At 42.2% G+C, this 12,416-nt stretch carries 15 protein-coding genes; 5 read left to right on the forward strand and 10 right to left on the reverse strand.

Annotated elements, in window-relative coordinates; translation table 11 throughout:
• Window positions 1–940: 940 nt before the first annotated feature.
• The 5 genes from vapB to DN062_RS08355 all read left to right on the forward strand — a co-directional run bounded on the left by vapB (window position 941) and on the right by DN062_RS08355 (window position 3,425).
• On the forward strand, window positions 941–1,171 hold the full coding sequence (gene vapB, locus DN062_RS08335) for a type II toxin-antitoxin system VapB family antitoxin (protein ID WP_112158875.1): 231 nt from the start codon (window positions 941–943) through the stop codon (window positions 1,169–1,171).
• Window positions 1,171–1,572 carry a type II toxin-antitoxin system tRNA(fMet)-specific endonuclease VapC gene (gene vapC, locus DN062_RS08340; RefSeq protein ID WP_112158876.1) on the forward strand — a complete coding sequence of 134 codons (402 nt, stop codon included), beginning with the start codon at window positions 1,171–1,173 and terminating at the stop codon, window positions 1,570–1,572. The genes vapB and vapC overlap by 1 nt, the downstream gene beginning before the upstream one ends.
• Before the next feature lie 380 nt (window positions 1,573–1,952).
• Complete coding sequence (locus DN062_RS08345) at window positions 1,953–2,363, forward strand: hypothetical protein (protein WP_112158877.1); 411 nt, start codon at window positions 1,953–1,955, stop codon at window positions 2,361–2,363.
• A gap of 140 nt (window positions 2,364–2,503) precedes the next feature.
• Complete coding sequence (locus DN062_RS08350) at window positions 2,504–2,818, forward strand: HipA domain-containing protein (RefSeq protein WP_112158878.1); 315 nt, start codon at window positions 2,504–2,506, stop codon at window positions 2,816–2,818.
• Window positions 2,819–3,023: 205 nt separating this feature from the next.
• Complete coding sequence (locus DN062_RS08355; protein WP_112158879.1) at window positions 3,024–3,425, forward strand: 3-phosphoshikimate 1-carboxyvinyltransferase; 402 nt, start codon at window positions 3,024–3,026, stop codon at window positions 3,423–3,425.
• Here DN062_RS08355 and DN062_RS08360 read toward each other — a convergent pair.
• The 10 genes from DN062_RS08360 to DN062_RS19205 form a co-directional block, all read right to left on the reverse strand.
• Window positions 3,418–4,845 (reverse strand): mannose-1-phosphate guanylyltransferase/mannose-6-phosphate isomerase, encoded by a 1,428-nt coding sequence (locus DN062_RS08360; protein ID WP_112159034.1) that lies wholly within the window; start codon window positions 4,843–4,845, stop codon window positions 3,418–3,420. The two genes, DN062_RS08355 and DN062_RS08360, sit on opposite strands and share 8 nt — an antisense overlap.
• A gap of 246 nt (window positions 4,846–5,091) precedes the next feature.
• Window positions 5,092–6,162, reverse strand: a complete 1,071-nt coding sequence (gene rfbB / locus DN062_RS08365; RefSeq protein ID WP_112158880.1) for a dTDP-glucose 4,6-dehydratase — start codon at window positions 6,160–6,162, stop codon at window positions 5,092–5,094.
• Window positions 6,155–7,057 (reverse strand): dTDP-4-dehydrorhamnose reductase, encoded by a 903-nt coding sequence (rfbD, locus tag DN062_RS08370; protein ID WP_112158881.1) that lies wholly within the window; start codon window positions 7,055–7,057, stop codon window positions 6,155–6,157. The genes rfbB and rfbD overlap by 8 nt, the downstream gene beginning before the upstream one ends.
• A complete protein-coding gene (gene rfbC / locus DN062_RS08375; RefSeq protein ID WP_112158882.1) occupies window positions 7,050–7,625 on the reverse strand; it encodes a dTDP-4-dehydrorhamnose 3,5-epimerase in 576 nt (191 codons plus the stop codon). Before rfbC ends, rfbD begins: the two co-directional genes overlap by 8 nt.
• A complete protein-coding gene (gene rfbA, locus DN062_RS08380) occupies window positions 7,622–8,509 on the reverse strand; it encodes a glucose-1-phosphate thymidylyltransferase RfbA (protein WP_112158883.1) in 888 nt (295 codons plus the stop codon). Before rfbA ends, rfbC begins: the two co-directional genes overlap by 4 nt.
• Before the next feature lies 1 nt (window position 8,510).
• A complete protein-coding gene (locus DN062_RS08385) occupies window positions 8,511–9,620 on the reverse strand; it encodes a DUF1972 domain-containing protein (protein ID WP_112158884.1) in 1,110 nt (369 codons plus the stop codon).
• Window positions 9,617–10,306: an acyltransferase gene (locus DN062_RS08390; RefSeq protein WP_112158885.1), complete on the reverse strand. Its 690-nt coding sequence runs from the start codon at window positions 10,304–10,306 to the stop codon at window positions 9,617–9,619. Before DN062_RS08390 ends, DN062_RS08385 begins: the two co-directional genes overlap by 4 nt.
• 10 nt (window positions 10,307–10,316) lie before the next feature.
• Window positions 10,317–11,396: a glycosyltransferase family 4 protein gene (locus DN062_RS08395; RefSeq protein ID WP_112158886.1), complete on the reverse strand. Its 1,080-nt coding sequence runs from the start codon at window positions 11,394–11,396 to the stop codon at window positions 10,317–10,319.
• A 409-nt stretch (window positions 11,397–11,805) separates the two neighbouring features.
• Entirely contained in the window at window positions 11,806–11,973 is a 168-nt protein-coding gene (locus DN062_RS18530) for a hypothetical protein (protein WP_156460555.1), read from the reverse strand.
• Window positions 11,974–12,071: 98 nt separating this feature from the next.
• Entirely contained in the window at window positions 12,072–12,416 is a 345-nt protein-coding gene (locus DN062_RS19205) for an ISAs1 family transposase (protein WP_239995751.1), read from the reverse strand.

The raw sequence follows: 12,416 nt of genomic DNA on the forward strand, positions 1-12,416 counted from the left end.
GCCAGTCAGGCGTGACCCGGTCAGGTCTAAAAACTGTTTGGCATAACCAGAGCGCGACAGAGGCCAGAGTCATGTGCCCTGGCCGCCAGGGATGATGGGATATATCATGGAGTTGTTAGTTTCTGTTTTTTGGCAGTGTTGCGACACAATTTACACTATTCACCCAGAAAAAAACCTTTTAATTCGAGAAGTTTTATATGTTTTGCATTTTAGGCTACGCCCTGACTGATCAGCACTCAAGACACGGCATAAATCTATCCTTGGAGCCTCGCGTTTGCTATCCATGTAGAACGACGGTCTTGCGTACTGATCAGTCAGGGCGTTTGAAAGTTTGTGCTAGTTCGCTACTCAGCATTGACCGTATTATTATCGATGGAATCATACAACAAGCATTAAAAATATTGAGGTATCAGAGCTTAGCTATACCCATTAGGGTTCATTGATTGTCAACGCCAAGTATCCTGCATCATATCTTCCAATGTTTTCGTCGCTTTCCAGTTTAACTGAGCCTCAGCTTTGCTAGCGTCTGCCCAGAAAGCGGCCAGATCACCCTCGCGGCGGGGTGCGATTCGAAAGAGGATGGTTTGGCAGGAAGCGTCGTGAACTACTCACTGCTAAAGCGGCTGAGCTTGTCGTTCATGAGATATCCTTTCTCGTGTTGCGACCTGTGGGTTCTTCCATGTGTAGCGGTATTTGTGGTGCTGGATCTATTATAGCCTAGTTTCGTTATGGGTCTTTTAGGTAGGCTATGCCCTAACTGATCAGCACTCAAGACACGGCATGAATCCATCTTTGGAGCCTCGCGTTTGCCATCCATGGCAAACGACGGTCTTTGGGCATTGTTACTCCAATACCGATCCTACTTGACACCCTTCTAGTACCTACTACAATTGCATGTATACATATCATGTATATCCAAGAATGGCTAGGAGCTTTACCAATGGAAAGCGCATCAATTTTCAAAAGCAATACCACTCAGGCGGTGCGACTCCCAAAAGCTGTAGCACTTCCTGAGTCTGTTAAACGAGTCAATATAATTCCGCTTGGACGTGCTCGTCTGATCGTTCCAGAAGGAGAAGGTTGGGATAGCTGGTTTGATGGCGAAGATATGACTGAAGACTTTATGGTCGATCGCGACCAACCTGCGGATCAAGATAGAGAAATGCTCTAATGCATAAATACATGCTTGATACCAACATCGTTATTTATACCATGAAAAATAAGCCTCAGTCGGTCAGAGAGGCATTTAAAAAGCATTATGGTCAAATGTGCATATCAAGCGTTTCATATATGGAGCTTGTTTACGGCGCTGAACGCTCATCGAACCCCGAAAGTAATCTTCGCAACCTTGAAGGATTTATTGCCCGAATGGATGTTCTCCCTTATGCGGAGGCTGCAGCCGTTCATACTGGGCAGATTCGAGCTGAACTCACCCAAAAGGGAACCCCTATCGGTCCCTATGATCAGATGATTGCCGGCCATGCTCGATCGATGGGGCTGATCCTAGTGACCAATAACACCAAGGAATTCGAGCGTGTCGACGGGATACGCATTGAAAACTGGGTATCGTGAGAAAGATCTTACTCCCCCCATCTTTTCCAACACCGTAGGTAAATATCAAAACTACAGGTAACTTGGGGAATACACTTCATTATTGGCGACTTATCCTAGGATGCTTTAAATAGAGATATTACACCGATCCCTATTATATTAGACTTTTTGATTGAAACTTCTCTAAAAGTCTAGAATAGTAGTCATTTATGAATAAGCGACTACTTTCTCTTGGCCAGCGTCTGTCAAAAGCGCGAAAACAGTTTTATCCTAACGATACACAGCACATTTTTGCCGTGAGAATTGGTGTGTCCAAAGCGACTTATGCAAAGATGGAAAAAGGGGACTTGAGTGTCAGGGCAGCATGGACAAGTACTTTGAGGCAGCCTCTTTGTTAGGCCTTGAATTCAAGTCGGCTGACAGAGCGTTATGCTCTTGAGCATGAAGCGCCATTAGCCTGTGATCATGAGCTTATAAAAGAGTTAAAATACACGTATGAAATTGACAGAAGAGGTCAAAACGGAAAATTTGAGTTCAAACGTGATTTAACCTTTAAATCACTGTCGGCGGCTATGTCCATTGCCGCGATTGATGATTTTCCAGAGGATTATGATTGGTTTCGTAACATCTGGCATCCATTAAAATGGACGATAATCGATGATGCTATGATACATGAGTCGCAGTCATTCTGGTTGTATTGTGCGAATTGGAATTGGAATTTAGATTTGTATATTTTGTTACAATTTCCAAGATGTTCTCGAAAAGAACGTTATCTTCTTTATTTGCTCGGTCGAACGGATTTACTGCCTTGACATCTCTGCCCTCAACTTTTTAATTTGCCGCCACTAGGCGGAAAGGGCGGGAATTCCAAAAATGATGCGGCTTATTCTCTGTAGAGTGAACTAGCCACGCTAGAACGGCTTATGCCGTTTAGCGGGAGTAGTTCACCGCGGTGATTCACAATACAGACGATCACGAGCGCAATTTTAGCTTGATGCATGATGGTTCAGGGTATTGCTTTGCTCCTGCCTACGATATGGTAGCTTCTTTAGCAATCGGTCAATACCCTATAGCTGGTTATCACAATTCACCTTATCCATTGTTTCCATCGAATGCGAAAGGGAAGGTATTTGGTTTATCTTCCTCTAAGGTCACTCAAATAGCGGAGGAAATGATAGAAACTACGCTTAAGTGGCAAACCTATGCCGAATTAGCAGGCGTCTCTGAACAGGATATTTTGAAAATTCAAAGTGTCATTAATCATTAAGTTTCTACAAACCAGCCCTGACTGATCAGCACTCAAAACACGGCATGAATCCATCCTTGGAGCTTCGCGTTTGCCATCCATGGCAGACGGCCTTGTGTGCTGCTAAGTCAGTGCGTTCGAAAGTGCCCGCTCTGATGTCATATTGCATCGGTTGAGATCCTATGAGATCTTACTCCGACCCCAATTTATATTTAAAGGTTTGTTAATGAGCAATGACATTAAGGATGATCCGTTTGTTAAAGGTTTGTTAGAAAAACTGCCAGCAAGTGACCGCGAGAGCTTTTCACCAGATCAACTACAAGCCCTGAAAATAGCACTCGGTGGACGTTCTTGGGGTACACACGTAATTGATGTCAGATGGACGCTGAGGTTTTGGCATTGGCGCTATTATTTTGTTTTTTTAGCGGGTCGCAACCGACGAGAATTATCAAGAAGGGAAGTGGCCATTTCTCGATTCGCGATGGCCTTGCTTCTATCTGTTTTTTTAGTGATCTCTACCTTGGTAGGGTTGCTCGTACTCTATTTAATCAAATCAGCGCTCGGTATCGATCTACTTCCGGGTGTTTCTTTGGGAATATGGGATTGGTTTAAAGGATCTTTTAAGTAACCCTACCATACCGATCCTCAAACCGCACAATATCATCCTCACCCAGATAAGAACCCGATTGCACCTCAATTAGCTCCAACGGAATCACGCCGGGGTTCTCCAATGCATGCACTTGGCCGATTGGGATGTAGGTGGATTCGTTCTCGGTGACGAGATAGGTTTCATCACCATTCGTCACCTTGGCTGTACCGCTGACAACAATCCAATGCTCTGCACGATGGTGATGCATTTGCACCGAGAGTTTGGCGCCGGGTTTGACAGTAATTCGTTTAACTTGATACCGCTCGCCATTGTCGATGGAATCATACACACCCCAAGGACGGTAGACTTCGCGATGGTTAAGATGCTCGGTGCGACCTTGGGCCTTTAAGCGCTCGACGATTTTCTTAACGTCCTGAACTTGATCCTTATGCGCGACCAGCAAAGCATCCTGCGTATCGATAATGACTAAATCTTCAACACCCACGGTTGCGATTAAGCGCTTCTCACCTTTAACCAACGTATTGTGGGTATTCAAAGTCAGAACATCGCCGGTCAGATGATTGCCTTGGGTATCCTTTTCGCTGACTTCCCAAAGTGCTGACCAAGAACCGATATCACTCCAGCCCGCATCCAAAGGCACCATGGCCGCCTGTTGCGTTTTTTCCATCACGGCGTAATCAATAGAATCCTCTGGGCAGGCGGCAAAGGCTTGCGCATCGACACGGATAAAATCTAAATCAGCAGCCGTGTCTAGCATAGCGGCTTGGCAAGCTTCCAAAATATCGGGGCGCGATGTTTTTAACTCGTCCAAATATCGGCTGGCGCGGAACAGAAACATACCACTGTTCCAGCAATACTCACCTGACTCAACATACGCGGCGGCGGTCTGTGCGTCTGGTTTTTCAACAAAACGACTGACTTTAAAACCGACCTCACCTAACGTAGCCCCTTTTTGAATATAGCCGTACCCCGTTTCGGCATGGGTGGGTACAATGCCGAAGGTGACTAAATGACCTGCCTCTGCCAATGGGCTGGCACTTAAGACGGTGTTTTGGAAGGTGAGGGGGTCTTGAATTAAGTGATCGGCGGCGAGGACTAGAAGTAAAGGATCATGACCCTGTGCCGTCGCGTGTAACGCGGCCAGTGCGATGGCGGGTGCCGTGTTGCGACCGACCGGTTCGAGAATAATTTTGGATTGAGTGAGGTTAAGCTGGCGCAACTGCTCGGCAGCAATAAAGCGGTGCTCTTCGTTACAGATCAATAAGGGGGGAGTGGAACTTAGGCAAGTAGCGCGTTGAAGCGTTTGTTGTAGCAAGCTGAAACCCGAGCCAGTCAGGCGTGACCCGGTCAGGTCTAAAAACTGTTTGGCATAACCAGAGCGCGACAGAGGCCAGAGTCGTGTACCTTGGCCGCCAGCGAGGATGATGGGATATATCATGGTGTTGTTAGTTTCTGTTTTTTGGCAGTGTTGCGACACAATTTACACTATTCACCCAGAAAAAAACCTTTTAACTCGAGAAGTTTTATATGTTTTGCATTTTAGGCTACGCCCTGACTGATCAGCACTCAAGACACGGCATAAATCCATCCTTGGAGCCTCGCGTTTGCCATCCATGGCAAACGACGGTCTTGTGTGCTGATCAGTCAGTGCGTTTGAAGGTTTGTGCTAAATCATTTAAAACCACTAACCACCCAATCTTTCCCGCTGATAACTCCCATCCTGTACATGCTTGCACCATTCAAGGTTGTCTAAATACCACTGCACCGTTGCGCGGATACCCGTTTCAAAGGTTTCTTGGGGTTTCCAGCCGAGTTCTTGGTGTATTTTGCTGGCATCAATGGCGTAACGCATGTCATGACCGGGTCGGTCTTTGACGGTTGTGATTTGATCACGATAACTACCTTGGGATTTAGGACGAAGTTCATCCAATAAATCACAGATCGTATGCACGACTTCAATGTTTTGTTTCTCGTTATGACCGCCAATGTTATAGGTTTCACCGATCTTGCCTTCCAGTGCAACCAGAACCAGTGCACGGGCATGATCTTCAACATATAACCAGTCACGTATTTGATTGCCTTTGCCGTAAACAGGTAAAGGTTTACTATCCAAGGCATTCAAGATCATCAACGGAATTAGTTTTTCAGGGAAGTGATAAGGCCCGTAATTGTTAGAGCAATTCGTGATTAACGAGGGTAAGCCAAAGGTACGTTGCCATGCTCTCACTAAATGATCTGAACCTGCTTTACTTGCAGAATAGGGCGAACTTGGTGCGTAAGCTGTTTTTTCGGTGAAAAGTGGTAATACACCTGACTGCTCTTCCGGGTGAGGTAAGTCGCCATAGACTTCATCTGTCGAGATGTGATGAAAACGAAAGTTTGCTTGTCTGTCAGCGTTCAGTGTTTGGAAGTAAGCTCTGGCTTGTTCGAGTAGCGTAAAGGTTCCCACCAAGTTAGTTTGAATAAAATCACCCGGTCCATCAATAGAACGATCCACATGTGACTCAGCGGCCAAATGCATTATGAGATCAGGCTGATATGTGTTGAACACGCGCTTAACTTCTGCGGCATCGCAGATATCCACTTGCTCGAATGCATAACGCGTGTTATCACTGACACTGCTAAGCGATTCAAGATTACCTGCGTAGGTCAGTTTATCCAGATTCACCACTTGATGTTCGGTGTTAAGAATCAAATGCCGAACAACCGCCGAACCGATAAAACCAGCGCCGCCAGTCACTAAAATTTTAGCCATGAGTGGTTTCCTGTAAATTCGCAAGGCAAAGCGCTAAAGAGTCTTTCCAGTAAGGGACGTTCACGTGTAACGATTCTCGAATTTTAGCCTTGTTCAATAGGCTAAAATGAGGCCGTTTAGCGGGCGTAGGATAATCTTTGGTTTCAATAGGCTGAGCATCACAGACGATGTCGCTAAGCTCAAAAATGGCTTTCGCAAAATCATACCAGCTACAAACCCCTTCATTACTGTAATGAAAAAACTCACATCCTTCGTGTGAATAGATGCCTTGATGATGTTGTGAAATCAGAGTGAGCATAGCGTCTGCTAAGTCACCCGCATAAGTAGGACTGCCTATTTGATCAAAAATGACATTGAGCTGATCACGCTCTGATCCTAAACGCAGCATGGTTTTCACAAAGTTATTGCCATACTCGGAATAAACCCAGCTGGTTCGGATCACAGTGGCATTGGCTAAACTCGCTACTACGGCATTCTCATTGTTTAATTTACTCAGCCCATAAGCATTGATTGCATCCGTTGGATGTGATTCTGTGTAGGGTTGATAATGACAGCCATCAAACACATAGTCCGTACTGATATGCACGAGATACGCAGTATTTTTCTGCGCCCATTCTGCCAGTTGTTTCACGGCTAGGTGGTTGACTTGATCAACCAAGGAAAGCTCTGACTCCGCTTTGTCCACCGCAGTATAGGCCGCACAGTTTAAAATATAATCGAATGCCTTATCAGCTAAGTATGTGCTTATCGCATTAGGATAAGCCAGATCAAATTCCGTGTGATCTACAAAAACGAAATCAAATTGCGGATATTGATTCGCACGAACTTGTATAGAGTGACCCAGTTGCCCACCGACTCCGGTGACTAAGACCTGTTTCGGCTCTTGCTTAGGCATAATAATTGACCCCATAGTCGAAACACTGCCCTAGCTCGCTTAGTTTAGGCTGCTGTTTATCCTTGGCTGATAATTGAATTTCTTCCGCAGCAATACCCCAATCAATACACAAACTAGGATCATCCCAAGCTAAACCTCTATCACACTCTGGTGAGTATAGGTTATCCACTTTATAAGCAAAGATCGCCTGTTCACTGAGCACGACAAAGGCATGGGCAAAACCACGAGGAATAAATAACTGATGCTTGTTTTTATCATTAAGTACAGCGCTGACATGCTGACCAAAGGTGGGACTTCCTGTGCGAATATCGACGGCAACGTCTAACACCTCTCCTTGAATGACTCGCACAAGTTTACTTTGTGCATAGGGGGCTAATTGAAAGTGCAGGCCGCGAAGAACGCCACGGCTGGAAGACGATTCATTATCTTGTACAAAGTGAACGGGATAACCCGCTGCAGCTTCAAACAAGTCATGACGAAAGGTTTCAACAAAGTAACCGCGTTGATCACCATGCACTTTAGGTTCGATCAACAGCACTTCCGGTATGGCTTGGGGAATAAACTTCATAACTTACGACCTTCCTTAGCACGCTTGACAAGGTATTGACCATACTGGTTTTTCAACAAAGGCTCTGCGAGTGCAAGGAGTTGATCTTTATTGATATAACCCATCTCATAGGCGATCTCTTCAAGGCAGGCCACTTTTAAGCCTTGACGCTTTTCAATCGTTTCAATGTACTGAGAGGCTTCCAACAGACTTTCATGAGTACCAGTATCCAACCAAGCATACCCACGGCCCAACAACTCAACCTTTAAGCGACCCTGATCAAGATACATTTGGTTAAGCGTGGTAATTTCCAACTCACCTAGACCAGAAGGCTTCACTTGACACGCCATGTCCACAACGTCAGACGGATAAAAATAAAGACCCGTGACCGCATAGTTAGATTTAGGTGACTTAGGTTTTTCTTCAAGACTGATCACCGTCCCTGAAGCATCAAACTCAGCCACGCCATAGCGTTCTGGGTCATTCACGTGATAACCAAATACCGTGGCTTTACTTTCATGTTTGACGTTAAGAACCGCATTCGCTAATAACTGCGGAATGCCATGACCGTAATAAATATTATCACCTAGCACGAGGCAAGCATCATCGCCAGCAAGAAAGTCTTTGCCGAGTATAAACGCCTGAGCTAACCCATCAGGGGAGGGCTGGACAACATACTCAAAACGAATACCCAACTCTGAACCATCCCCCAAAAGGCGTTGAAAAGAAGACTGGTCTTCTGGTGTAGTGATAATCAGGATCTCTTTGATACCGGCTAACATCAATACAGAGATAGGGTAGTAGACCATCGGTTTGTCATAGATGGGAACTAACTGTTTTGATACACCCTTGGTGATAGGGTATAGGCGTGTGCCTGATCCACCAGCGAGAACTATTCCTTTCATATTACTTTTCCTTTGGGTAGTGTTTTAGTAACAACTGCTCATATTCACCTAGAATTTTTTCCCATGTGAAATGCTGAGTATGGCGGTTACGACTATTAAGTTTAAGAGAGGATACAAGGAAGTTGTCGTTCAGTAATTGATCGAAGCAGTTAGAGCAGCTTGAAACATCAGAAAAATATACGGCGGCATCATCAGCTACCCAACGATTAAATCCATTGTCATGAGCCAAAATAGCACTGCCAGCACCAAGGGCTTCGACGAGTGAAGGATTAGTACCACCAACTGTATGACCATGGATGTACAAACGAGAGTGAAAGCGCAGTGCGCTTAAAGTGTCTTTATCATAAATTGCACCAGGGAAAAAAACCTCTTCTGAAGCAGCAGCCTTAACCGCATTATGATACGAGTGGCTATCTGAAAAGTTGCCTAATACCATTAGTCTATGATTACGTTTTTTTGAGGAAAAGGCTTTAACAATTTCAAGAATTGAATTTTCTGGTTCCGGGCGAGCAATGATCATTGAATAGCTATTTGACTCGATGTTGTAATCAGCAAGGCATGCATCTGACGCATTCAAAATAGCATGAGAACCATAGGGTATCATGGTGATCTTATCACCTTTAACATTTCGTTCTAGGTGACGTTTGATTAACGGATGGTCTGCGACTAAATGATTACCAATTAAGCTGCCCAGTTTTTCATTTAGCCAAAACCAAGCTTTTGCCTTGTTTGACCACTTAGCGCGATGCCATTCAATACCATCCATATTGATGATGTTGGTTTGACCTTTAATTCGGTTAAGAATATTAAAAATTGCTGTGTTATAACCCAGTGTTAGCAAAATACCAGTCTTACTCATAGCATCAATAGATGCCTTTAAATCAAAAAACATGGTGTTAAGCGCACTGTCATTTTTGGTTTTGATGTTGATCAAGTTGATATCATGGTACTGTTCAAGTGGCGATGAGTTTGCATTGTCAATTTGACAATATACATTCACATTCCAGCCGCGCTTAGATAAATACAATGCAAGCTCATCAGCGAAGGTTTCGAAGCCACCATGTTGTGCAGGGATGCCTCTTGTACCTAAAATATATAATGAAAAAGTCATCTGATCTTCCTTATAAGCTTGGCAGGAACGCCTCCAATGAGCGAGTTTTCTTCAAAAGAGCTTGTTACAACTGATCCAGCAGCTATGACACAGTTATTACCTATAATAACACCAGCTGTAATCGTAACTTTAGCACCAATCCAGCAATTCTTTCCTATTATTATTTCACTACGTGTTGTTCCTTGATGCCTGATAAGCAAATTGGGGTCTTCAAAATTATGGTTTTCAGGATGGCAACTAAGGTATTGGCCAATGATTGTATCTGAGTGTATGGTTACACCCCCTGAACCTCCTATTCTAGAAAACTCACCAATACCAACATTATCATGGATAAAAATATGACTGCCCAAATTAGAAATATCGCTTGAAACTATTAATCTACTAAAATCACTAATCGTAACATTATTTCCAATTGTTATGCCTTTTTTTCCTAATGCATCAATTAGACAGTAACTGCCAATTTTTACTTTTTTACCAATATTAAGATGACGTTTGTATCGTATATCAGAATTTTTCCCAATAGTATTGAAATCCAAAGGATTAAAGAAATGAAAAAAACTACGAAAAAAGTCAATGGTTAGATTTAGTAGAAAAATAAAAGCATCAGCGTTACTTAGATGATTAAAGTCAGAATTTATACCGCTTCGATTTTTCTTTAATTTTTTAAGGATATAAATAAAAAACATATGTCAGTGCCTAAAGAGATTTAAAAAAATTAACAATATTTTTTTCAAGAGTTTTGTTGGTGAAATTGTTATTGTATGTATTTAATGCATTGATTTTAATGTGATCTAATGAGTTATAATTATTTATTATGTATAAAATAATTTTTTGTAGATCTTCAGTAGAGTTTGGATTGAATTTGAAACCATTACAATTGTGTGTAATGATTTCAGTCATACCACCGTGATTAGCAATAACCGTGATCTTTCCATGAGCCATTGCTTCAATAACTACCCTACCAAAAGGCTCAGGTTTTCTTGATGGGATAACAACAATATCTGAAATGGTAAAATAGGTAGATGGATCATCAAGAAATCCTGTAAAGAAGATTTTGCAATTATTTAGTTTTTTTGATTTTTTAAGTAGTTTATCTAAGTTATCTTCTTGCCCAGGATAAGGCGACCCGACTATAAAAAAATTATCTATTAAAGATAAATCATCCAAGTTTACAATAGAGTCTAAAAGTAAGTCCGCACCCTTCCAATCATTAATCCTACCTACAAATAAAATATTAATGCTATTGGTTTTTGGTGGGGCTAGGTTTTTTTTAATTGATACGGCGTTGTAAATTACTTCCCCATTATAGTTGAAAGCATCTCTTACAGTTTTTGAGTTGTAAATAATTCTAGACTTTGAAAGTGAAAATAAAAGTTTAAATATTTTTAAAATTTTTTTACTTGGTAGTTCTCTAACATGAATTATTTTCTTTAGTTTTCTATTAAATAGTGGAAGTATGAATGTAATGTTAACAATTGTATTAATATAAATTATATCGTATTTTTGAGACTCTTTAATAGACCAGAAATATCCCTTTAAAATTTTAAAAAATTCTGAAAAAGGTCTTTTACGCAGTGTCGACTTTCGGAGAACACCGAAGTCATAAATAATAAGATTAGCATTAAGCGAATTAAGCTTTTCTGCTAGTGGGCCGCTCTCAGGTATAATAATTGTAACGTTATAATTTAAATTGCAGATTATTTCAGCTACTGTTAAGAAACTACGATCTGAACCGTATAATTCGGCGCCTTGATGTATTAATAATATCTTTTTCATTTTATGTTTTTTGGACTGTTGTATATATAGATTAAATTTGTGTTTGTCTGCTGAGAATTATTTTAAAAGTATATGTGTATATCGCTTTATTAGTAGTGTGATCTGATAGATTGAAATTCACCCTAAACTAGGGAAGCTGCGATCAAGTTATCAAATTAAAGCAGCTTAGAACGGCCCGCCCACTGCTGGGCACAATTCAAACAAGTACTAACTGATTTTTGTCGATTTTAAGCCAGTAATGGCTATTTTTTGCATTTTTTGCATTTTTTGCATTTTTTGCATTTTTTGCATTTTTTGCATTTTTTGGTACCATATGCGTTTTTTTAGGCGGATGTAGGCTGCCATCGTATTATCTGATCTAATCGAACAATGTTCGCCAAAGTAAAGAGCATCGTCAGCCACGGAAAAATTATGAAACCCCGCATGTCTCTAAGACTTGCGATAAAAACAGTCGACTCATCGCAGCCTTCTTTCGCTTCCTTTGAATAACTGCTTCAAAGGTCTTTTCTCTTTTCAAGAAGTTCATCGCTATATGACGAATCTCTGCTAGGTTTTCCGCGGCATCTTCACGACGCATCCGGCAAGCACCTTCTTTAAACGCAACATCCAATGACTAATGCAGTTTATTCTCAATAAACCAGTGCTAGCGAACAGATTGTGAAAAGCGCTCCGCGGTTAAGATTTAGACGAAATATAATAGCGAACTTGTGCGTGGTCACGAATTGTTTCATCTTCTTGTCGGAATGAAATGACCACTCCGACACGCTTCATTCCTGGCCAATCAAATGACAAGTTTACGAACTCATCAAACACATCACTGACAACATATAATCGGGTTTCCTTGCGACCATGACTCGATTCAGTTGTACTAAAACAATCACCTTCATACTGGAGTAAACGACTCATCGGAAAGTGCTCTTTGAACGCTTTTTCCAGACGAGGTTGATTGCCTTTTACAGCCAACAAGTAGTCGGCTTCTTTATCAATGATTGCCTTAGCAATTGCACGCTGACAGCCCAT

Source organism: Nitrincola tibetensis (genome assembly GCF_003284585.1).
Lineage (GTDB): Bacteria > Pseudomonadota > Gammaproteobacteria > Pseudomonadales > Balneatricaceae > Nitrincola > Nitrincola tibetensis.